The organism is Streptomyces sp. NPDC005648 (assembly GCF_040605395.1).
Taxonomy (GTDB): Bacteria; Actinomycetota; Actinomycetes; order Streptomycetales; family Streptomycetaceae; genus Streptomyces.
Genome location: NZ_JBEXCS010000002.1, coordinates 147433 through 170144, shown reverse-complemented (window position 1 = coordinate 170144; position 22712 = coordinate 147433). Strand labels below are relative to the sequence as shown.

Annotated in this window: 17 protein-coding genes; 5 read left to right on the top strand and 12 right to left on the bottom strand. The window is 72.7% G+C overall.

Annotated elements, in window-relative coordinates:
• Positions 1-100 precede the first annotated feature (100 nt).
• Both ABZT17_RS02105 and ABZT17_RS02100 read right to left on the bottom strand, forming a co-directional pair.
• Positions 101-571, bottom strand: a complete 471-nt coding sequence (locus ABZT17_RS02105) for a DUF3017 domain-containing protein (RefSeq protein WP_356342522.1) — start codon at positions 569-571, stop codon at positions 101-103.
• 457 nt (positions 572-1028) lie between these two features.
• On the bottom strand, positions 1029-1883 hold the full coding sequence (locus ABZT17_RS02100; RefSeq protein ID WP_356342520.1) for a bifunctional methylenetetrahydrofolate dehydrogenase/methenyltetrahydrofolate cyclohydrolase: 855 nt from the start codon (positions 1881-1883) through the stop codon (positions 1029-1031).
• Positions 1884-2166: 283 nt separating this feature from the next.
• On the opposite strand from ABZT17_RS02100, the gene ABZT17_RS02095 reads away from it, so the two are divergent.
• Both ABZT17_RS02095 and ABZT17_RS02090 read left to right on the top strand, forming a co-directional pair.
• Positions 2167-2910 (top strand): RDD family protein, encoded by a 744-nt coding sequence (locus tag ABZT17_RS02095; RefSeq protein ID WP_356342517.1) that lies wholly within the window; start codon positions 2167-2169, stop codon positions 2908-2910.
• 212 nt (positions 2911-3122) lie between these two features.
• Positions 3123-4859 carry a serine/threonine-protein kinase gene (locus ABZT17_RS02090; RefSeq protein WP_356342515.1) on the top strand — a complete coding sequence of 579 codons (1737 nt, stop codon included), beginning with the start codon at positions 3123-3125 and terminating at the stop codon, positions 4857-4859.
• Between the two features lie 30 nt (positions 4860-4889).
• Here the strand turns inward: ABZT17_RS02090 and purH are convergent, their stop codons facing one another.
• Both purH and purN read right to left on the bottom strand, forming a co-directional pair.
• A complete protein-coding gene (gene purH / locus ABZT17_RS02085; protein WP_356342512.1) occupies positions 4890-6449 on the bottom strand; it encodes a bifunctional phosphoribosylaminoimidazolecarboxamide formyltransferase/IMP cyclohydrolase in 1560 nt (519 codons plus the stop codon).
• Positions 6446-7075, bottom strand: coding sequence for a phosphoribosylglycinamide formyltransferase (gene purN / locus ABZT17_RS02080; protein ID WP_356342510.1), 630 nt, complete (start codon positions 7073-7075; stop codon positions 6446-6448). The genes purH and purN overlap by 4 nt, the downstream gene beginning before the upstream one ends.
• A 384-nt stretch (positions 7076-7459) precedes the next feature.
• Between purN and ABZT17_RS02075 the strand changes: the two genes are divergently transcribed.
• Positions 7460-8263: a hypothetical protein gene (locus ABZT17_RS02075; RefSeq protein WP_356342507.1), complete on the top strand. Its 804-nt coding sequence runs from the start codon at positions 7460-7462 to the stop codon at positions 8261-8263.
• 48 nt (positions 8264-8311) lie between these two features.
• Here the strand turns inward: ABZT17_RS02075 and ABZT17_RS02070 are convergent, their stop codons facing one another.
• Entirely contained in the window at positions 8312-10153 is a 1842-nt protein-coding gene (locus ABZT17_RS02070) for a DUF6350 family protein (RefSeq protein WP_356342504.1), read from the bottom strand.
• Positions 10154-10249: 96 nt separating this feature from the next.
• Between ABZT17_RS02070 and ABZT17_RS02065 the strand changes: the two genes are divergently transcribed.
• A complete protein-coding gene (locus ABZT17_RS02065) occupies positions 10250-11080 on the top strand; it encodes an RNA polymerase subunit sigma-70 (RefSeq protein WP_356342502.1) in 831 nt (276 codons plus the stop codon).
• A gap of 109 nt (positions 11081-11189) precedes the next feature.
• On the opposite strand, the gene sucD is transcribed toward ABZT17_RS02065, so the two are convergent.
• From sucD to ABZT17_RS02030, 7 genes are all read right to left on the bottom strand, one after another.
• On the bottom strand, positions 11190-12074 hold the full coding sequence (sucD, locus tag ABZT17_RS02060) for a succinate--CoA ligase subunit alpha (RefSeq protein ID WP_356342499.1): 885 nt from the start codon (positions 12072-12074) through the stop codon (positions 11190-11192).
• A gap of 19 nt (positions 12075-12093) precedes the next feature.
• A complete protein-coding gene (gene sucC / locus ABZT17_RS02055; RefSeq protein ID WP_356342497.1) occupies positions 12094-13272 on the bottom strand; it encodes an ADP-forming succinate--CoA ligase subunit beta in 1179 nt (392 codons plus the stop codon).
• A gap of 888 nt (positions 13273-14160) precedes the next feature.
• Complete coding sequence (locus tag ABZT17_RS02050; protein ID WP_356342495.1) at positions 14161-15009, bottom strand: hypothetical protein; 849 nt, start codon at positions 15007-15009, stop codon at positions 14161-14163.
• Between the two features lie 806 nt (positions 15010-15815).
• Positions 15816-17027, bottom strand: a complete 1212-nt coding sequence (locus ABZT17_RS02045) for a VWA domain-containing protein (RefSeq protein ID WP_356342658.1) — start codon at positions 17025-17027, stop codon at positions 15816-15818.
• Between the two features lie 319 nt (positions 17028-17346).
• Positions 17347-19860, bottom strand: a complete 2514-nt coding sequence (locus tag ABZT17_RS02040; protein WP_356342492.1) for a DUF5682 family protein — start codon at positions 19858-19860, stop codon at positions 17347-17349.
• Positions 19861-19876: 16 nt separating this feature from the next.
• On the bottom strand, positions 19877-20020 hold the full coding sequence (locus tag ABZT17_RS02035; RefSeq protein ID WP_356342490.1) for a hypothetical protein: 144 nt from the start codon (positions 20018-20020) through the stop codon (positions 19877-19879).
• On the bottom strand, positions 20017-21147 hold the full coding sequence (locus tag ABZT17_RS02030) for an AAA family ATPase (protein WP_356342488.1): 1131 nt from the start codon (positions 21145-21147) through the stop codon (positions 20017-20019). The genes ABZT17_RS02035 and ABZT17_RS02030 overlap by 4 nt, the downstream gene beginning before the upstream one ends.
• A gap of 157 nt (positions 21148-21304) precedes the next feature.
• Between ABZT17_RS02030 and ABZT17_RS02025 the strand changes: the two genes are divergently transcribed.
• Entirely contained in the window at positions 21305-22654 is a 1350-nt protein-coding gene (locus tag ABZT17_RS02025) for an SWIM zinc finger family protein (protein WP_356342485.1), read from the top strand.
• Positions 22655-22712 lie beyond the last annotated feature (58 nt).

Below are 22712 nucleotides of genomic sequence, written 5' to 3'. Positions count from 1 at the left end.
GAACAGCCACTTCACCGTGCAGGAAGGTGGTTGCGGCGACGGCCCGTCCTTGCTCGGGGGAGAGGACGGGCCGTCGCCGCGCGAGGTTCCGTCACCGGCCTCAGCTGCTGCTCACCGTGTAGTGCAGCGTGTCCTTCAGGAACGGGATCTGCAGCCAGGGGTGGGGCTGCATCATCATCGCCAGCAATACGATCGCCAGGCCGAGGCCGCCGTAGGTGACGATGTCCGTGAAGCGGGAGCGCACGGCGAGCATGCCGACGTCGGGCAGCACCCAGCGGATGACCGCTCCGGCCACCAGGGCGAACCCGATCAGCAGGGTGCCGATCCGGACGACGTCCAACGCGGTCAGCAACAGGCCGAGGGCGACCAGGGCCAGCACGAGGAGGATCGGCCACTGCCGGGCGGGCGCCGGCGCGTCCCCGGGGGCGGCCCGTCCACCGCCCTCCGGACGCGCGGTGTCCCGGGTGAACAACGGAAACCGCCGGGTCGTACGCCGCGGAACGCCCTCGGCGTCCGGCGCGCTGATCGCATCCCGCACGGTCTGCTCAGCCTGCGCCTCGGGATCGGACACACCACCCCCAGAGCCCGCCACCTCCCGCCGAACACCGTTCCCCTCACGCCCGGAGACAGCCGCCTCCCGCCGGACGCCGTTCACCTCGTGGCCGGAGACGGGGGCCTCTCGCCGGAGGCCGTTCACCTCACCTCCGGGCACTGGCGCGTCCCGCCGAACACCGTTCACCTCGCGCTCCGGCTCCTTCCCCGCCTGCCCGGCCGTCTCCGTCTCGCGGCCGGAATCCCGCACCGCCGCACTCGCCGGGGCCCTGGTCCGGCGCCCCGGGTCCGGCGCGTCGCTCCCGGCCGCCCCGGTCGGATGTTGGGCGGCCTCGGTCGCGTGCCCGGCCACCCCGGTCGGGCGTTCGGGGTTCCGCGCATCGTTCCCGGTCGCCGCCGTGGGATGCCCGGTGGAGTCGGGGTCCCGGTGGGAGTCCCTGTGGGAGGGCGGTGCCGGGTGTTCGGGGTCCCTCGCCTCAGGCGACACTGCGCTCGGCCGCCTCGACCACGTTGACGAGCAACTGGGCGCGGGTCATCGGGCCCACGCCGCCGGGGTTCGGCGAGATCCAGCCGGCCACCTCGGCGACGCCGGGGTGGACGTCGCCGACGATCTTGCCCTCGGCGCTGCGGGAGACACCGACGTCGAGGACGGCGGCGCCCGGCTTCACGTCCTCGGGCCGGATCAGATGGGCGGAGCCGGCAGCGGCGACGATGATGTCCGCGCGCTTGAGGTGGGCCGAGAGGTCGCGCGTGCCGGTGTGGCACTGGGTCACGGTCGCGTTCTCGCTGCGGCGGGTGAGAAGCAGGGGCATCGGACGGCCGATGGTGACGCCCCGGCCGACGACCACGACCTCCGCGCCCCTGATCTCGACGCCGTAGCGGCGGAGGAGGGTGAGGACGCCGTTCGGGGTGCAGGGCAGCGGGGCCGGCTCGTTCAGGACGAGGCGCCCGAGGTTCATCGGGTGGAGGCCGTCCGCGTCCTTGTCCGGGTCCATCAGCTCCAGGATGCGGTTCTCGTCGATGCCCTTGGGCAGCGGCAGCTGGACGATGTAACCGGTGCACGCGGGGTCGTCGTTGAGCTCCCGGACGACCGCCTCGATCTCCTCCTGCGTCGCCGTCTCCGGCAGCTCGCGCTGGATGGAGGCGATACCGACCTCCGCGCAGTCCCGGTGCTTCCCGGCGACGTACTTCTGGCTGCCGGGGTCGGTCCCGACGAGGATCGTGCCGAGGCCGGGCGTGACGCCCTTCTCCTTCAGCGCCGCCACGCGGGCGGTCAGATCGGACTTGATCGCGGCTGCGGTGGCCTTGCCATCGAGAATCTGGGCGGTCATGACTCCATCCTCGCGGATGACCGCCCCCCGGTTCCAATCCGGGTGCCACCCGCCGTTCGGACCGCCGTGCCGACCGCCGTACCACCCGTCGCATACGGCCATGATCAGCCACATTGCACTTGCACAACACATGCGAATTGCCACTGGACAAGCCGCTTGGGGGTGAAGAACGATGAACGGCGCAGTATCGCGGTTCGTGTTCGGGGGGCAAACCGCTCACATCGTGTGATTCCTCCGCGCCATCCGCTTCGTCCCCGCATGTCGCAACGGAGGAATACCGGCCATGAGTTTCGGCTCGCCCAACAACCCCTACGGCCAGCAGCCGCCGCAGAATCCTCAGCAGCCGCCTCAGGGCTACGGCTACCCGCAGCAGCCCGGAGGCCAGCCCGGTCAGCCCGGTTACGGCTACCCGCAGCAGCCCCCGCAGGGCGTTCCGCCGCAGCAGGGTTACGGCTATCCCCAGCAGCCGGGCTACCCGCAGCAGCCCGGTCAGCCCGGTTACGGCTACCCGCCGGGCGGCGGCTACCCCGGCGGCCCGGTGCCGAACGTCGCCTCGATGGGCCGCCGCTTCGGCGCCCGGGTGATCGACGGCCTGATCCTCAGCGCGGTCTACTTCGTCCTCACCTTCGCCGGCATCGCGGGCGCCGCGAACTCGATCAACGACTGCGACCCGAACTCCGCCGACTACACGACCTGCGTCAACAACGCGGGCGCGGACTTCGCGACCAAGTTCGGCGCGGTGTTCGGCGCGCTCGCGCTGCTCAGCCTCCTCTACGAGTGGCTGATGGTCGGTCTGGTCGGCGCCACCCTCGGCAAGATGGCCGTCGGCATCCGCGTGGTGAAGGCCGACACCGGCCAGAAGCCCGGACTGGGCTCGGCGTTCATCCGCTGGATCATCCCCCAGGTCGGCGCCATCTTCTGCGGTATCGGCGCGCTGCTGGTCTACCTGTCCCCGTTCTGGGACAAGTCCGGTCGCCAGCAGGGCTGGCACGACAAGGCCGCCAGCACGATGGTCATCTCGAACTGACCTCGTCGCACCGTCGCACACCGGGGCCGGCACACACCGAGCCCCACACGCCAAGGGCCGTGTCCCCTCCTTCCGAGAGGGACACGGCCCTGGACGACGGCGACCGCGCGCACCCCTTTCCCGCTCCCCGAGTTCGGCCACGCGAGCTGAGGCCCCTGCTAACCTCGCGCCTGGAAAAGGCAGTTGAGGCACCGCACGATTCGGGGGAAGGCATGGCGGACCAGCGACCGGGACCGCCGGTACCCCCGGCGTCCGGTGAAGTCGCGTTGCGGCAGACCGGGGCGGCTCCGCTCAGGTCCACCGATCCGACGCTCATCGGCCCCTACATACCCCTCGGCCTGCTCGGCAGCGGCGGAATGGGCAAGGTGTACCTCGCCCGGCGCGCCGACGGGCAGCCCGGTCTCGCCGCGGTGAAGGTCATCAGGCCCGAGTACGCCGAGGACGCCGACTTCCGGCGGCGCTTCGACCGGGAGGCCACCGTGCACGCCCGGATCGGGGCGCCGTACACACCGGAATTGTGGGGCACCGGCTTCGAGCCGGAGAGCGACCTGCTGTGGATGGCCACGGAGTACCTGCCCGGCCTCAACCTGTCGGACGCCGTGAAGGAGTGTGGCGTACTGGCGCGGGAGGGGGCGTGGCGGCTGGTGGACGGCCTCGGCCGGGCGCTGACCGCGCTGGCCGACTCGGGGATCGTGCACCGGGACTTCAAGCCGTCCAACGTGATCCTGACCGCTCGGGGCGCGCACGTCATCGACTTCGGTATCGCGCAGGCCGCCGACGCGAGCGCGATCACCAGCACCGGACATCGCGTGGGCACCCCCGCCTTCATGTCGCCGGAGTACCTGAGAGAGGGGCGCTGCGACACCGCGTCGGACGTGTTCTCGTTCGCCAGCACCGTCGCCCACGCGGTCACGGGCCACGCCCCGTTCGGCGACGGCACCGGCATGGACGTACTGCACCGGGTCGCGTCCGAGGAGCCCAGCGCCGAGATCATCGGCGAGGTCGAGGCGGCCGACCCGGAGCTGGCCGCGCTGCTGAGGGCGTGTCTCGCCAAGGACCCGGCCGCGCGGCCGACCCCGCAGGACCTGGTCGACCGGGCGGCGGCGCAGCCCCGCGCGACCGCGTGGCAGGAGCCCCTGCACTCCCAGCTCCTGTCCCGGCGTCACGCCTACGACGCCCTGCTCCGCGTCTGCGCGCAGCAGCCGACGGCGCCCGCACGGGTCGCACCCACCCCCACGGTGCGGGTGACGTTCCCCTCCCCCGCCCCCGGCTTCGGCCCGCCGATACCGCTCCCGACGCAGCCGACGACTCCCGAACCGGCCAGGAGGGGCAGGAAGGGCAGGAAGTCGTACGTCGCCCTGGTCGCGGGGCTCGCCGTGGCCGCCGTGGCGCTGACGGCCTTTCTGCTCACCCGCCCGGACTCCACGACGTCCACCGCGGGCTCCGCCTCCCCCACCGCGACGGTCGCGAGCGAGGCGGGCAACGCCCCGTCTCCCCACGCCTCGGTATCCGACTCGTCGTCGCCCAGGGGCGGCACCACGGGTCTGGTCGGCACGGGTACGACGGCCGGCAAGGACCAGGGCGCCGGCAGCACGCCCACGCCCACGACGCGCCCCGCCACCACCCCCACCACCGGGGCCCCCGGCAGGAGCACGCCCACCCCCGCTCCGACGAAGACGGCGACCACACCGGCCCAACCCCCGTGGATCACCCAGTGCACCTACTACTCGGGCACCGAACAGACCGAACTCGGCGACAAGAACCAACGCGTGGTCCAGGTGCAGTGCATGCTCACCCAACGCGGCTACAGCGTCGGCAGTTCGGGCGTGGACGGCCAGTTCGGCAAGGACACGGACGCGGCGGTACGCAAGTTCCAGACCGACAAGGGCCTGGAGGTCGACGGCCAGGTGGGCCCCAACACCTGGGCGGCACTACGCAGTTCGACGTAGTGCCGCCCGAGGGTCGGTGTGGGGTGGGGCTCAGTGGAAGAAGTGCCGCGTCCCCGTGAAGTACATCGTCACGCCCGCCTTCTTCGCGGCCTCCACGACGAGTTCGTCGCGGACCGAACCGCCCGGCTGGACGACCGCCTTGACCCCGGCCTCCAGAAGGACCTCCAGGCCGTCCGGGAAGGGGAAGAAGGCGTCCGAGGCGGCGTACGAGCCCTGCGCGCGCTCGGCACCGGCCCGCTCGACGGCGAGCTTCGCGGAGTCGACGCGGTTGACCTGGCCCATGCCGACGCCGACCGAGGCGCCGTCCTTGGCGAGCAGGATGGCGTTGGACTTAACGGCGCGGCAGGCCTTCCAGGCGAAGGCCAGCTCGGCGAGTTCGGCGGGCGAGAGGGCCTCGCCGGTCGCCAGGGTCCAGTTGGCCGGGTCGTCGCCCTCGGCCTGCAGCCGGTCGGTGACCTGGAGGAGGGCACCGCCGTCGACCGGCTTCAGCTCGACGGGGTTCGAGGGAGCCCCCGCGGCCTTCAGGACCCGGATGTTCTTCTTCTTGGCGAGGGCCTCGACGGCCCCCTCCTCGTAGTCCGGAGCGACGATGACCTCGGTGAAGATCTCGGCGACCTGCTCCGCCATCTCCTTCGACACCGGGCGGTTGACGGCGATGACCCCGCCGAACGCCGACAGCGGGTCGCAGGCGTGCGCCTTGCGGTGTGCCTCGGCGACGTCCGAACCGACCGCGATGCCGCAGGGGTTGGCGTGCTTGATGATCGCGACGCAGGGCTCTTCGTGGTCGTACGCGGCCCGGCGCGCGGCGTCCGTGTCCGTGTAGTTGTTGTACGACATCTCCTTGCCGTGCAGCTGCTCGGCCTGCGCGAGCCCGCCCGTGCCGGAGACGTAGAGGGCCGCCGGCTGGTGCGGGTTCTCGCCGTAGCGCAGGGTGTGCGCGCGCTCCCAGGTGCCGCCGAGGAAGTCGGGGAACTGGGAGTCGTCCACGGGGGCGTACGAGGAAGCGAACCAGCTGGCCACCGCCACGTCGTACGCGGCCGTGTGCTGGAAGGCCTCCGCGGCCAGGCGCTTGCGGGTGGCGAGGTCGAAGCCGCCGTCACGGACGGCCGCGAGGACGTCGGGGTACCGGGCGGGGCTGGTGACGATCGCGACCGAGGGGTGGTTCTTGGCGGCGGCGCGCACCATGGACGGCCCGCCGATGTCGATCTGCTCGACGCATTCGTCGGGGCTCGCGCCGGAGGCGACGGTCTCGCGGAACGGGTAGAGGTTCACGACGACGAGGTCGAACGGCTCGACACCGAGCTCCGCGAGCTGCTCGCGGTGGCTGTCGAGCCGCAGGTCGGCGAGGATGCCGGCGTGCACACGCGGGTGCAGCGTCTTGACCCGGCCGTCCAGGCACTCGGGGAAGCCGGTGAGCTCCTCGACCTTGGTGACGGGGACGCCGGCGGCGGCGATACGGCCGGCGGTCGACCCGGTCGAGACGAGCTCCACGCCCGCCCCGTGCAGGCCGCGCGCGAGGTCTTCGAGGCCGGTCTTGTCGTAGACGCTGATGAGCGCCCGGCGAAGGGGCCGCTTGTTCTCGGCGGTCACTGGATAACTACCTTTCGTCCCTCAATGCGATGGCCGTTGCGGGCGATGCGCCCCACGACCTCGACGAGCAGCCTTCGCTCGACTTCCTTGATGCGCTCGTGCAGAGCGCTCTCGTCGTCCTCGTCCCGGACCTCCACCACGCCCTGAGCGATGATCGGTCCGGTGTCGACGCCGTCGTCGACGAAGTGGACGGTGCAGCCGGTGACCTTGGCGCCGTACGCGAGCGCGTCGCGCACACCGTGGGCTCCCGGGAAACTGGGCAGGAGTGCGGGGTGGGTGTTGACGAACCGCCCGCCGAAGCGCGCGAGGAACTCCTTCCCCACGATCTTCATGAACCCCGCGGAGACCACGAGGTCGGGCTCATGGGCGGCGACGGCCTCGGCGAGGGCCGCGTCCCACTCCTCGCGCGTGCCGTAGTCCTTCACCTTGCGTACGAAGGTGGGCAGTCCGGCGCGCTCGGCCCGCGCGAGCCCCTCGATGCCCTCCCGGTCCGCGCCGACGGCCACGATCTCCGCGCCGTAGGCCTCGGCGCCGATGCTCGCGATCTCGTCGAGAAGCGCCTGCAGATTGGTGCCGGATCCGGAGACCAGCACGACGAGGCGCTTGACCACGGGCTTGGCGGCCACGGTGGGGGCCCTTTCTCGGGGGAGCGTTCTTCGAGCGGCCGACGCCTCGTACGTCCTCTCGCACCCCACGTCCTTCGCACCTCCGCGCTTGTACATTCGTACGAATGCATCGCGCCCCGGGATACGGGGAAGTCTACGAAGCGGCCGACCGTCAGCAACGATACCGGCACACCGGGCGGCCCCCTCGGGACGGGGGCGTGGCCGGAAGGTAGCGTCTGGGAGGGGCTGGTTCGGGAACGTGCTTGTCGTGCGGTGCGTTCACCGGGTGACAGCCCATGCAGAACCGCCGTACCCACCGCCTTCGGGAGCTCCCGCAGCAGCCGAAGTCCCGAAACACGTTCCACGAAGCCAAGCCACGTTCACCAAGGGGAAGACGCTCTCTTGATGTCGGACCGCAGTCTGCGACTCCTTACGCTCCCCCCGCTCCCGGCCCAGGGAGGGGAGCGCGGCGCCGCGCTGCTGCGTGAGCGCCCGGCCTCACCGCCCGACGCGGACCACAAGGACGAGGGTGCGCGGGGCGGCTCCGCGCCCTCCCCCCAGGACGACAACCCGTTCGCCCCGCCGCCGGAGGGCACGCCCGACCGCCCCTGGCAGCCGCGCCGCCCCGCGAAGGGCGAAGACGGCTCGGACGGTTCCGGCTCCGAGGGCGGCTCCCCGTGGGGCAACCAGTGGAGCGACCGCCAGCCCGGCCGCTCCTCCGGTGGGTTCGGCGAGCGCCCCCGTGGCCCGGTGCCCGGTCAGGACGGCCCCGGCGGACCGCCCTCCGGCTCCGGCATGCGCTGGGACCCCACCGACCCCGTCCAGCGACGCGCCCGCTACTCCCTGCTCTGCGGCATGTGGGCCTTCTTCTTCGCCCTGTTCAGCTGGCCCTACGTCGCCCTCCTGCTCGGCGCCCTCGCGCTGTACTGGGGCGTGAGCGCCCTGCGGGCCAAGCCCCGCACCCCCGACCCGACGTCCGCCCCCACCCCGCCCCAGGACCAGTCCGGTCGCCCCCAGACCACCGCGGCGGTGAGCGGTCTGGTCACGGCCTCCCTCGCTCTCGCCCTGGTCGCCACGACCTTCGCGGCCCAGCTGGTCTACCGCGACTACTACACCTGCACGAACGACGCCCTCACCAACGAGGCGAAACAGTCCTGCGCGACCCTCCTGCCGAAGGAGCTGCGGGGTCTGCTGGGCCAGAACAACTGAGGGACTGGGTCCGGGAACTGGCAGGTTTTCAGCGAGCCCGTCCGGCGTTCACGGGCGGTCCGGCCGCTCCGGTGTGTCCGCCGACGCCTCCTCCGTGTCGGACGACGCCTCCTCCGTGTAGGACGATGCCTCCTTCAGCGCCGCCCAGCGAGCCTCGCGGGACGCGTCGTCACCCCACGCCGAAGGCACCGCCTCCGGAAAGGGCTCGGTCGGCAGGAAGTCGTACGGCTCGAACGTCCTGTCGTGCTGCTCCCGCAACGGCCCGTACACATCGTCGTCCTGGTCGTAGGGCACAGGAACGGCCGCCGCGCCGGCTGCCGGCTTCGCCTCCCCCACCTCCTCGGCCCCACCCCCTCGCCGCATCCCGAGCCGGGCCCCCACCGCCCTCACGGCCCGCAACGGCCCCCGCCCCCGACGCCCCCCGCTCCCCACCAGCTCCGCCCCGGACGCCTCTCCGCGTGACGCCTCTCCGCCGGGCACCTCTCCACCGGGCACCTCTCCGGTGGACACCCCCACCCCCGGCATCTCCCACTCCCGCGCCTTCTTCCCGGCCCCGCCCCGCTCCCGGCCCTGCCACTCCCGCACCCCCATCGCGACAGGCAACGCGGTCGCCGCGATCCACAGCACCGCCGCGCCCCCCACCTCCCACCACACCGGCCCGAACCGAGCCAGCGCCGCGACACCCAGCCGCCCACCCGCCAACGCGGCCGACACAGCGACCCCCGCCGCACAGAACACCCCCGCCAGCAAGGCGACCCCGGCGGTCGTCCCCCGAGACCACCCACCGCCCGCGGCCCCAGGCAGAGCACTCCCACCGCCCCCGCTGCGCCCCACGAACCACCCCACGGTCACCCCGGCCACCACCGGCACCACCCCGACGGCCCAGTTGGCCCATCCCCCGCTCCCGGCCTCCGGTACAGCCGCCAGCAGGGGAAACGGTGGCAGGAGGGGTGCCGGCGCCGAGGACAGGGGGGCCACCACATGCCCGGCGCCCAGCACGAACCCGGGCCCCAGCGCATACGACGCCCCCCACACCGCCGCGTTGGGCACCAGCGCCACACACAGCATCAGCACCGCGAACCGCCCCGACCACCCCTCCGTGAGCTGCAGAAAGGACCCGCGCGCGGCCCCGCCGTGCCACAGCAGAGACGCCCCGACCAATGACGCCCCGCCCCCGACGAGCACCGCGACCCCCGCCCCTGCGGCCCGCGCGGCAACCGCGATCCGGCTGCGTGACTCCCTCCCGAGGGCCACTCGTCGCGCACCCGCGGGCAGCAGCACCAGCACCCCGTCGAGGGCCTCGCGCGGACGCCCGTACGCCGTCCAGACCCCCATCCCCGCCGCGCCCATGACCAGCAACGGCAGACACACCCCGGTCCACCCCCAGTCGGGCCGCAGCTCACCCCCGGACGCGTACAGCGCCACCCCGGTACCGACACCGAGGTAGCCGAGGACGACACCCGTCCACGCGGTCCACCCGGACGCGCCGGCGCCCCCGCACTCTCCCTCACCCGCTACGTCGCCTTCCTCCCCCGCCGCGTCCCGCGCCGCCCGATGCACCAGCCACACCGGCACCATCAGCAGCAGCAACGGCGTCACCCCCACCGGCGCGGGACGGCCGGACAACGTGTCGGCGCGCACCAGCTCGGCCCCGTGCGCGAGCAGCCACAGCGCGGCCGCGACATGCAGCCCGCCGCCGGGCCCGCTGTCGGGGTACGGCGAACTGATCCACAGCACCATCACCAGCACGGCGAACGACCCGAGCCCCAGCCCGGCGGCCACCGCACCACCCAGAAGGCTGGCAGCCAGTCCGGGCGAACGGTCGCGCAGACGGATGAGCAGGGACGACAACGGCGGTCGACGAGCGGTCATCTGGATCACGACCGTCATGCTCCCAACGACACGCGCTTTCTCGTCGTAACAGGCGAACCCCCGTAGTGTCGCCCAATATACGGTTATGTACTTTTTCGTACGAAGGGGCGCCCAGTGACGCAGCCTCAGGAACGCGAGCTGTCGGCACCCCTGACGCCCGCTCAGGCCTTCGACGCGCTCTACGCGTTCTGCGCCCCCGCCCTCGTACGGCAGACCTATCTGCTCACCGGCCGCCGCGAACTCGCCCGCGAGTCGGTCGAGCGGGCGTTCCAACTCGCGTGGCAGCGCTGGCCCGAGGTGGCGGTCGACCGCGACCCGGCGGGCTGGGTGCGGGCGACGGCGTACGACTGCGCCCTCTCCCCCTGGCACCGCTTCCGCCCCCGCTACCGGCACCCCGAACCCCCGCCGGCCGACGCCCGCGACCGCGCCCTGCTCACCGCACTCCTCAGACTCCCGCCGCCGTACCGCCGCACGGTCGTCCTCTACGACGGTGTGGGCCTCGATCTGCCCGAGACGGCGGCGGAGACGGAGGCCAGCACCCCGGCGGCGGCGGGCCGTCTGCTGCACGCGCGCGAGGCGATTCTCGCGCGCGTCCCGGAGCTGGCCGACCCGGCCGAACTGCATCACCGGCTGGCGGCGCTCGCCTCGATGGAGCGTCTGCGCGCGGCGAGACCGCCGGCCGTGCGGGTGGGGGGCGAGCGCAGGACACGGTTCTGGACGCGGGCCGCCATCGCCTGCACCGTCGCACTCATCGGGACGACCGCCGTCGCCGTGCGGACGGCCCCGACGCACTATGAGCCGCCGGTGGCGCCCGGGATGGCGATCCAGGACATCCCGCCGCGGGCGGTGCAGGGGCCGCTGTCGGAGGAGGCGGCGGCGCTCAGGGCGAAGCTGCGGCAGGAGGCCCAGCAGGGACCGGAGCGGCTTGTGCCGCAGGTGCCGTAGCCGCCGTGACCGCCGTGGAAAAACGTTGGTGGCCCGCCCCCCTACTGGGGAGCGGGCCACCAACTACCAGCTATTCAGCCGCTGTTGCTATGGCTGTTGCTGTTGCTGTTCAGCCGGCCAGGATCTCGCGGGCCAGCTTCGCCGTCTCGGTCGGGGTCTTGCCGACCTTGACGCCGGCGGCCTCGAGGGCCTCCTTCTTGGCGGCGGCCGTACCGGAGGAGCCGGAGACGATGGCGCCGGCGTGGCCCATGGTCTTGCCCTCGGGCGCGGTGAAGCCCGCAACGTAGCCGACGACCGGCTTCTTCACGTTCTCCTTGATGAAGGCCGCGGCCCGCTCCTCGGCGTCGCCACCGATCTCACCGATCATGACGATGAGGTCGGTGTCGGGGTCCGCCTCGAAGGCGGCCAGCGCGTCGATGTGCGTCGTACCGATGACCGGGTCACCGCCGATGCCGACCGCCGACGAGAAGCCGATGTCACGGAGCTCGTACATCATCTGGTACGTCAGCGTGCCGGACTTCGAGACCAGGCCGATACGGCCCGGCTTGGTGATGTCGCCCGGGATGATGCCGGCGTTCGACTGGCCCGGGGTGATGAGACCGGGGCAGTTCGGGCCGATGATGCGGGTCTTGTTGCCCTTGGAGACCGCGTAGGCGTAGAAGGCGGCGGAGTCGTGCACCGCGATGCCCTCGGTGATGACGACGGCGAGGGGGATCTCGGCGTCGATCGCCTCGACCACGGCGGCCTTGGCGAAGGCCGGCGGTACGAAGAGGACGGATACGTTCGCGCCCGTCTTCTCGATCGCCTCGGCCACGGTCCCGAAGACCGGGATCTCGGTGCCGTCGACGTCGACGGTGGTGCCCGCCTTGCGCGGGTTGACGCCGCCGACGATGTTGGTGCCGTCGGCGAGCATGAGCTTGGTGTGCTTCATGCCCGTGGAGCCGGTCATGCCCTGGACGATGACCTTGGAGTCCTTGTTGAGGAAGATAGCCATGGCTGGTGTTCCCTCGTCCTTACTTCGCAGCCGCGAGCTCGGCGGCCTTGTCGGCCGCGCCGTCCATGGTGTCCACACGCTGGACCAGCGGGTGGTTGGCGTCGGTGAGGATCTGGCGACCCAGTTCGGCGTTGTTGCCGTCGAGACGGACGACGAGCGGCTTGGTGACGTCCTCGCCGCGGTCCTCCAGGAGCTTCAGCGCCTGCACGATGCCGTTGGCGACCTCGTCGCACGCGGTGATGCCGCCGAAGACGTTCACGAACACGGACTTGACGTCCGGGTCGCCGAGGATGATCTCCAGGCCGTTCGCCATGACCTGCGCGGAGGCGCCGCCGCCGATGTCGAGGAAGTTGGCGGGCTTGACGCCACCGTGCGCCTCACCGGCGTACGCGACGACGTCCAGGGTGCTCATGACGAGACCCGCGCCGTTGCCGATGATGCCGACCTCGCCGTCGAGCTTGACGTAGTTGAGGTTCTTGGCCTTGGCGGCGGCCTCGAGCGGGTTGGCCGACTCCTTGTCCTGGAGGGCCTCGTGCTCCGGCTGACGGAACTCGGCGTTCTCGTCCAGGGAGACCTTGCCGTCCAGGGCGATGACGTCACCGGAGGCGACCTTGGCCAGCGGGTTGACCTCGACCAGGAGGGCGTCCTCCTTGATGAAGGTGTCCCACAGCTTGACCAGGACGTTCACGACCTTGTCGGCGACCTCGGCCGGGAACTTCGCGGCCTCCACGATCTCGCGGGCCTTGGCCTCGGTGACACCCTCGTTGGCGTCGATCGGCGTCTTGGCGACGGCCTCGGGGCGGGTCTCCGCCACCTCCTCGATCTCCATGCCGCCCTCGACGGACGCGATGGAGAGGAAGGTGCGGTTGGCACGGTCGAGGAGGTAGGAGACGTAGTACTCCTCCACGATCTCCGGGGCGGTCTCGGCGATCATCACCTTGTGGACCGTGTGGCCCTTGATGTCCATGCCGAGGATGTCCGTCGCGCGGGCGACGGCCTCGTCCGGGGTGGCGGCGAGCTTCACGCCACCGGCCTTGCCACGGCCGCCGACCTTCACCTGGGCCTTGACGACAGACTTGCCACCGAGGCGCTCGGTGGCTGCGCGGGCCGCCTCAGGCGTGTCGATGACTTCACCGGCCAGCACCGGTACATCGTGCTTGGCGAAGAGGTCCCTCGCCTGGTACTCGAACAGGTCCACGCGCTTCCGTCCCTATCAGTGATCTCGCGGTTCGTTGGATGCGTGGGCGTGCCGCGAAGGGCAACGTGACGTCCGCCGGTCACTAGGGAGGCGCACACGGTGTCCGAGCGCGCGGCATGTCCGTCTCGCAGGTTATCGCTGCTTGCGTAGGGCCCCTAAATCGAGGGTCACACCTGAGCGGTGATACCTGTCACATGATGCCGCACTCACTGGCACGGGGTGCCGGGTGTGAGGGGTCCGCCGGATCGACGGCGGTTCGGCAGGCTGTCTGCGGGGGCCCGGGAGCCGGAATGGAGCCGGGGAGAAGGCGGGGTTGGAGGCGCGAAGAGGAGACGGCGCGAAGACGTGGCGGAGACGCGGAGGGGACAGGGGAAGGAGAGGGGGAGGAGGCGGGGAGACCCGGAAAGGAGTGCCCGAAGCGGCGGGGAATCGGCCAGGGTGGGCTGGAAGGCCGAGAAGCCGAGAAGCCGAGAGGCCGAGAGGGCCTCACCGGACTGGGGTTGGCCCGGTGAGGCCCCTTGCACGGCCCCGAAGCCCCTCGAAAGGGCCACGCCACGGGGCCTGGCCGGGTGGGTCCCCACCCCAATGGGGACCACCCGGCCCGTTCCGCGGGACATCAGCCGGACGGACCGACGGCTTTCGGCCGTCCGGGTCCTCCGTCCTCACGGAGCAGTCAGTGGGTCTGGTCGGTCAGCGGGTCTGATCGACCAGCGGGTGCCGTTGGCCCGTCGGCCGTCGCGTGGCCTGTCGGCTCCGGCGAGGGCGGTCTTACGGCACGTGTACGGCGCAGGAAGGGCAGGGAGCGCAGGGAACGCACGTGTCCGGACGGGCGGGCGGACAGACCTGATGCGCCCCGCCCGACAGGTCTACGGCGGGGGGGTGCCTGTCCTAGGCGGGAGAAACCGGAATGTCCCGGTGCCTCTCCCGGGTCGCGTCCGCGTCACCGGGTACGGCGGCACCGAGCAGCAGGCTCAGCGGCACTCGTCGGCCAAGGGTGACGGCGTGCGCGTCACCGTGCCGGGACGTGCCGTTGTCGACGGCCGAACGGTTGCTCAGCGCGCCGTTCGGGTCCCCGCCGGGCGCTTGCCGCGCCGGGGCGTACCCGGCGTCGGCGGCCCGCCGCCCGTCGATGTGTGCCGAGGCGTGACCGGCGGAGCGGGCCTCACCTGACTGCGGGCCGTAGGTCACACCGGCCGCCGCACTGTCGCTGGCCGTCCCGGAACGCTTCTCGGTGGAGGTGGAGCTCAACCCCGCTCCCACCGACCGCCCCGGCGCGTCCGGCGGCGTCACCGGCGCGGGCAAGGTCTGCACCGGCACCGTGGGCAGACCGGGCAAGGTCGGAACCGACGGCCCGCCCGGCAACTCCGGCAGGGTCGGCAACGACGACAGCGGCGGTATCTGCGCGACCGCCTCGGCCAGCTCGTCCGTCACCGTCTCCACCAGCCCCCCGACCGGCCGCAGAACCCCGTCGTCCACGGACTGGGCGACCTGCCCGACCAGCGGACCAAGAACGGGATCAACGGCGCCCGGGGAGGAGAGGACCCCGGTGACCGGGTGGAGCGCGCGGTGTCGCGTCGGGCCGGCGGGGGCACCGGGGACGGGGACGCCTGGGACGGGAGTACGGGAGGCCGGGGGTGCGGGCTTGGGCTCAGCCGGGGTCGCCGCCTCCGGCTTGGCGGGGGCGGCCGGCACCAGCTCGGCCGGGACGGCCGGCTCCAAATCGGCGGGCTTGGCCATGCGCGTCGGCTTGGCCCCGACCGGGGTACGCGGCCCACGATTGACCGAAGCCTCAGGACCTGGCACGGCCAGAGCCCCAGAACCTGCCTTGGCCGGACCCTCAGGAGCCACCGTGCCCAGAGCCCCAGAACCTGCCTTGGCCGGACCCTCAGGAGCCACCGTGCCCGGAGCCCCGGGACCTGCCTTGGCCGGACCCTCGGGGCCCGGCTGGGCCGAAGCCTCGGGGCCCCACTGGGCCGACTGCGCGGGCCCCGCCTGGGCCGGAAGTTCTGCCTGGGCTCCGGCAGCCGAGACGGCCGGAGGCCTCGCGAGCCCGCCCGCCGCCGCCTTCACCAACGACCCGGCGCCGTCCACCGACGCCGAGCCCGGTGTCACCGCCGCGACCACCGGCGAGGACGCCACCGGCGCCCCCTCCGCCGCACGCGCCTGCTCCCCGCAGAGGAACCCGAGGGCGAACAGGCCACCCACGAGCACCGCGACCTGCAGCGCACGCCGACCTGCCGCCGTGCGCATCACGCGCAACGCGGCAGCGGGCAAGGCTGCGGGCCAGGTCAAGAGGGTTGGTTCCTCTCGTGCGGCGAAACGGTTCGGGCGAACTGCGCGTCACAAGCCAGGAGTCGGCACAACGCGGTCAGGGCGAGCGGAGCGACAACACACCGCCGATGAGGCATCGATCCTCGCACGCCCCTCCGGCGGTTGCGCAAGCCCTCCGTTACCGATGGGTAGTCATGTCCGTTTTTACTCGCCCGAGTCGGACGACGCCGCATCGACAAATCGTCAGCGGATCCACCCCGTTTGACTTCCGGTCAGGCCGTATCCGGTATCGGCAGCGGCCGCTTCTCGATCGCCGCCGCCATCACCTCCGGGAACAGATCGGGCGTACAGGCGAAGGCCGGCGCCCCCAGCGCGGCGAGCGCGGCCGCGTGCTCCCGGTCGTACGCGGGCGCCCCTTCGTCCGACAGCGCGAGCAGCGCCACGAACTGCACCCCGGACGCCTTCATGGCCGCGACCCGCTTGAGCATCTCGTCGCGAATACCGCCCTCATAGAGGTCGCTGATCAGCACGACCACGGTTTCGGCGGGCCGGGTGATCTGCGACTGGCAGTACGCGAGCGCCCGGTTGATGTCCGTACCGCCGCCGAGCTGGGTGCCGAAGAGCACGTCGACCGGGTCGTCGAGCTGGTCGGTGAGGTCGACGACCGCGGTGTCGAAGACGACGAGCCGGGTGTCGATCGACCGCATGGACGCGAGCACCGCCCCGAACACGGAGGCGTAGACGACGGACGCCGCCATCGACCCCGACTGGTCGATGCAGAGCACGACCTCCTTCTTCACCGACTGGGACGCCCGCCCGTAGCCGATCAGCCGCTCCGGCACGATCGTCCGGTACTCCGGCAGGTAGTGCTTGAGATTGGCCGCGATGGTGCGGTTCCAGTCGATGTCGTGATGGCGCGGCCGGTTGATACGGGCGCTGCGGTCGAGGGCGCCGGTGAGCGTCGCCCGGGTACGGGTGGCGAGCCGCTTCTCCAGATCCTCGACGACCTTGCGGACCACCGCCCGCGCGGTCTCCTTCGTCGTCTCCGGCATCGCCTTGTTGAGGGAGAGCAGTGTGCCGACGAGGTGTACGTCGGCCTCCACCGCCTCCAGCATCTCCGGTTCCAGGAGCAGCGTGGACAGCCCGAGCCGGTCGATCGCGTCCCGCTGCATGACCTGGACGACGGAGGAGGGGAAGTACGTCCGGATGTCCCCGAGCCAGCGCGCCACGGACGGCGCCGACGCCCCCAGCCCGGCCGAACGGTCCTTCCCCTGCCGCCCCTGCCGCTCCGCCTTCCCGTACAGCGCGGCCAACGCCCCGTCCATCGCGGCGTCCTGCCCCGACAGCGCGCACCCGGTGCCGTCGGCGGCATCACCCCCGAGCACCAGCCGCCAGCGCCGCAGCCGCTCCCGCCCGGAGTCCGCCAGACCATCCGCATCGACCGCATCGCCCGTATCGGCCACATCTGCCCTATCCGCCGGCATGGTTTCGGCTGTCATCGGCACACCTCCACCCGGGGCAGCTCCCCCGCCCGTGGCCGCTCCCCCACACGAGGCCGCTCCCACAGCGGAACCACCAGGACGGCCGTCGTCGGACGACCCGCCGCTGTGACGTCTGCCTGCTGACGATCGGCCAGCACGACACGTGCCGCGGCACCTCCGCGCGCCGAACGTCCGCGCCCCAGCCGTCGGTCGTACCGGAGCGGCTGCTCGTGTCGGCGCCCCTTGTCGACCGCGTTCATCCCCATCACGCCGCCCCTCCGGCTCGTGTCCCTCGTTCGCCTGCCCGTTCGCCCATCGGTCCTCAACTCGCCACCCCCACAAGGTTGTTGTCGACACCCTTGGCCGCCGTGTCCACTGCGCCGAGGACGCCCGGCCCCTCCAGCCCGAGCAGCAGCCGCACCACCGGCAGCACCGCGTCCGCCCTCGCGTCGTCCAGCTCGGCCGCGAACCCCGGTATGCCGGAGCCGACCGCCACCCCGCTCCGCCGCTGCCCCGGACCCCGCCGGACCAATTCGCCAAGCGTGCGCCGCACTCCGGGCTCGTACGCCGAGAACGTCCGCCGCAGCAGCGGCAGTACGTCGGTGAACGCCTCCGCCGGCACCCCGGTCAGCCAGGCGTCGACCAGCCCGAGCAGCCGCTCGTCGTGCAGGAGCAGCATCCCGCCGCCCGAGCCCCCGCCGACGAACCCCTCGATCCAGGCGGCCGCGTCCCCCGGTGGAGTCCCCGGCGACAGCACCAGCCCCATGAGCCGCGCGGCCTCGTCCTGTCCCAACTCCCCGTCGTCCAGCAGCAACCGCACCGCCCGCCCACGAACCACTCCGGGCACAGTGTCCCGCACGGACAGGGTGCGCAGCACGGAGTGCCAACGGCCCCGCAGACCACGCCGGTCCTCTACGGCACCCCCCGCCGAGCGGTCGGCCTGCGGGATCGCCGAACGGTCCGCGGGTACCGCCCCCGTCACGCCCGCAGGTGTCTCGGACGCGGATCGGGGCGGCCGGTGCGACGCCGGTTCGGTCGCTTCGTCCAGGAGCCCCACCGCGCCGTGCACCGCGTCCACATGGCGTCGCATCTCGTCGGCCGCGTCCGCGTCCAGGGCGGCGCAAGCCGGGGGGAGGCCGACGAAGATCCGCTCGGCGAGGCCCGCGGCGACCTCGGCCAGCGCGCCGGTGTCCGTACCGCGTACGTCGCCGTAGCGGAGGGAGCGGACCAGGGCCGGCAGGGCCTGGGCGAGGTGGCCGACGTCGGTGTCCAGCGCGGCCCGGTCGGCGAGGACCTGCATCACCACGGGCAACGCTTCCGGCAGTTCGGCCAGCAGGCAGCGCTCGGCGAGAGCGGTGACGTCGGCGAGCCCCTGCGCGGCGACGGCGTCCGCCTCCGCCCTGGCCGTCGCGGCGGCGAGCACGGTCGTGCCCCAGACCCCGGCCTCCGCGATCCGCACCGCGAGCTCCGGTTCCCATCGCAGCCGCCATGTCTCCCGGAACGTGCCGGTACTCCCCCGCGAGGTCACCGGCTCGCCCCACTCGATGCCGAGCAGCCGCAGCCGGTGCAGCAGCCTGCTGCGCCCGGCGTCGGTCTCCTTGCGCAGGTCCAGCTCCAGCTCCCGCTCCAGTGCCTCCGGCCGGAGCCTGAGCCGGCGCTGGATCCGGTCCAGGTCCCGCTGCAACGGCACCGCCGGTGCCGACCGGGGCACCTCTCCCAGCACGTCCCCCACCACCAGCCGGTCTTGCACCAGCGCCAGCGGCACGTCCGAGCCCTCGCACATCACCGCGCGTACGGCGTCGGTCGTCTCACCGAGCCCCGGCAGTGGACGGCCGCGCATCGCGGCGAGCGTCTCGGCCAGCCGCACCGCCTCGATGACGTGTGCGGAGGAGACGAGCCGGTCCTCGTCCCTCAGCAGACCGGCGACCTTGGTCATCCACCGCTCGACCGGCCGGTCCGGCGCGCCGAACAGATGCCCGTACCAGCCCGGCGAGTCGATCCCGGCCCCGTAGCCGCTGGCCCGGGCCAGTCGTCGGTGCGTCCACGGCACCCAGGTCAGCTCCGCCTTCACCTTGGCCAGGCCCTTCAGCAGCGCCCGGTCGGCGGCGACGGTCGTCCTGTGCCGCAGCGCCGGAACATGCCAGGCACCGCAGACCACGGCGACCGCGTCCCCGAACTCCCGCTGCGCGGTGCGAACCTGGAGCCGCATATGGGCCTCCCGGACGAGATCCCGCTGGTGCCCTCCGCTCCCGTACGCCTCCCGCAGGGCCCCCATGGCCTCCTCGAGCACCCCGAACGGCGCGAACGCGTCCCCGTCCCCCGCGCCCCGGTGCTCGACGACGTCCTCCCACCACCGCTCGGGATCGTCGTAGCCGGCGGTCTCGGCGAGCACGGCGAGGGGGTCGACACGGACGTCCGCCTCCGCCGCGACGGCCGTGTCGGTCACCTCGCCCTCCGGCCCCTGGGCCCCGTCCCTCCCCCAGGCCAGGGTGTGTGTCGCCGGCAGGTCGATGAAGCGGGCCGGGACCTCGTGTTCCAGGGCCCAGCGGATCGCCACCCATTCCGGGGAGAACTCGGCGAGCGGCCAGAACGCCGAGCGGCCGGGCTCGTCCACGGCGTGGGCAAGGAGCGCGACCGGCGGCCGCATCTCCTCCTCGGCGGCCAGCGGGATCAGCGCGTCCGCCTCGGGCGGCCCCTCGATCAGCACGACCTCGGGCCGGGCCGCGTCCAATGCCGCCCGCACGGCCTTGGCCGACCCCGGCCCGTGATGCCGCACCCCGAGCAGCAGCGGCCCACCGTCGAAGACCCGACTCCCGCCCCGCTCAAGCCCCGTCACACCAACCTCCGCACCGTCATACCAACCTCCGCACCGTCACACCCGCCACCCACCGCCGACCGGACTGGCTCCCGCCCGCCCCACCGCTGCCCCCCGCCCCGTTGTTGCCGCCGGTCCCCTTGCTGCCGCCCGCGCGGCTGCCCCAGCCCAGATCGGTCATGCGCCGACCTCCCGGCAGGCCCGGTAGAAGTCCGTCCAGCCGTCGCGCTCCCGGACCACCGCCTCCAGGTACTCCTGCCAGACGACCCGGTCGGCCGCCGGGTCGCGGACGACGGCGCCGAGGATGCCGGCGGCGACGTCCCCGGCCCGCAGCACACCGTCGCCGAAGTGGGCCGCGAGAGCCAGGCCGTTGGTGACCACGGAGATCGCCTCGGCCGTCGACAGCGTGCCGCTCGGCGACTTGAGCTTGGTACGGCCGTCCGCGGTGAGCCCGTCGCGCAGTTCGCGGAAGACAGTGACGACACGGCGGATCTCGTCGACGCCGTCGGGCACGGCCGGCAGGTCGAGCGAGCGGCCGAGCTGGTCGACGCGCCGCGAGACGATGTCGACCTCGGCCTCCACGCTCTCCGGCAGCGGCAGCACCACCGTGTTGAAACGGCGGCGCAGGGCGCTGGAGAGGTCGTTGACCCCTCGGTCGCGGTCGTTGGCCGTGGCGATCAGGTTGAAGCCGCGGACCGCCTGGACCTCCTGCCCCAACTCCGGTATCGGCAGCGTCTTCTCGGACAGGATGGTGATGAGGGTGTCCTGCACGTCGGCGGGGATACGGGTGAGCTCCTCCACCCGCGCCGTCATCCCCTCCGCCATCGCCCGCATGACGGGGCTGGGCACCAGGGCGTTCCGGCTCGGGCCGTGCGCCAGCAGCTGGGCGTAGTTCCAGCCGTAGCGGATCGCCTCCTCCGGCGTGCCCGCCGTACCCTGCACGAGCAGTGTCGAGTCACCGCTGACCGCCGCGGCCAGATGCTCGGACACCCAGGTCTTGGCGGTACCGGGCACGCCGAGCAGCAGCAGCGCCCGGTCCGTGGCGAGGGTGGTGACGGCGACCTCGACGATGCGGCGCGGCCCCACGTACTTCGGCGTGATCACCGTCCCGTCCGGCAGGGTCCCGCCGAGCAGATAAGTGGCCACCGCCCACGGCGACAGTTTCCAGCGGGCCGGGCGCGGCCGGTCGTCCTGCGCGGCCAGCGCGGCGAGTTCACCGGCGAAGGCGTCCTCGGCATGCGGCCGCAACGCCTCGGCGGGCTCCTGCGCGAGCGCTTCGACAGACGACGGTTCAACGGACACAGACATGGCTGAGGCCCCCTCCAGCTCGGCCGGTTCGGATCTGGCACCAACGTTGCACTACGCCACTGACAATGCGATGTGACCTGCGAAAACTCCGTCGCGAGGCCTTTCGCCCGGCCGCCGTCCGGACCGATTGTCAGTGGGGGGATCTACCGTCGGAGACATGACTCAGCAGGGGGTGCGCTGGAGCGCGGACCAGGTGCTGGCGCTGGCGCCTGACGCCGCGTCACGCAAAGCGGGCAGCAAACTCGGGGCGGCGGGGCCGTGGTCCGGGACGGGCAGTTCCGACGAGGGGACGGTGTGGGGGCTGTGCAAGGGCAGTGGCAGCAAGCCGTATCAGACGGTCGTGGACATCGCGGACGTGGCGGGCCCGGCATACAAGTGCAGTTGTCCGAGCCGCAAGTTCCCGTGCAAACACGCGCTCGGGTTGCTGTTGCTGTGGGCGGGCGAGGACGGGGCGGTGCCGGCGGGCCAGGCGCCGGACTGGGCGGAGCAGTGGATGGAGGGGAGGAGGAAGCGGACCGCGGAGAAGCGGGCTGCCACGGCTTCCCCGTCGGCCTCCGCCGATCCGGAAGGGGCCCGGCGGCGTGCCGAGCGCCGGGCCGAGCGGGTCACCGCCGGTGCGACCGAGTTGGAGCAGCGCCTGACGGACCTGCTGCGGGGCGGTCTCGCGGGCGCGGAACAGTCGGGGTACGGGCTGTGGGAGGAGACGGCCGCCCGCATGGTGGACGCCCAGGCGCCCGGACTGGCCGCGCGGGTGCGGGAGTTGGGGGCGATCCCGTCGTCCGGGCCCGGCTGGCCGGTGCGGCTGCTGGAGGAGTGCGCGCTGCTCCACCTGCTCGACCAGGCCTGGTTGCGCCGCGAGGAGCTGCCGGACGGCCTGGCGGCGACGGTCCGCTCCCGTATCGGCCTGTCCGGCACGGCGGACGGCCCACCGCAGCGTGACCAGTGGCTGGTTCTGGCTCAGTACGACACGTCGGACATCCGCCTGACGACCCGCCGGATCTGGCTCCACGGGGCCGCCTCGGAGCGCACGGTGCTGCTCCTCTCCTACGGCGCGGCCGGCCGCGCCCCGGAGCTCGCCCTCCCCGTGGGTCTGGCCCTGGACGCGGAGGTCTCGGCCTACCCCGGTGCCGGTCAGCTGCGGGCTTCCCTCGGCGAACAGTTCGCGCCGCCGGCGCCCGCGACGACCCGCCCCCGGGGAATGACGACATCACAGGCCGCCGCCCGTTACGGCACCGCCCTGCGGGACGACCCCTGGCTGGACTCGATCCCCGTGACGCTCGACCGGGTCGTTCCGACTCCGGACGGCGACTCCTGGCAACTCGTGGACGCCGATGAGGACTTCGCACTGCCGCTCACCCCGTCCGCCCGCTCCCGCCCGGGACTGTGGCGCCTGGTCGCCCTCTCGGGCGGCGCCCCCGTCAAGGTCTTCGGCGAGTGCGGCCACCGCGGTTTCACCCCGCTGACGGCCTGGCCGGAGGGTCCGGGCGAGGCGGTGCAGCTGTGCTGAGCCCCACCGCCGAGACGTGCCCTCGCGCCCCTTCGGTGAAGGCACCGCACGCTCCCTC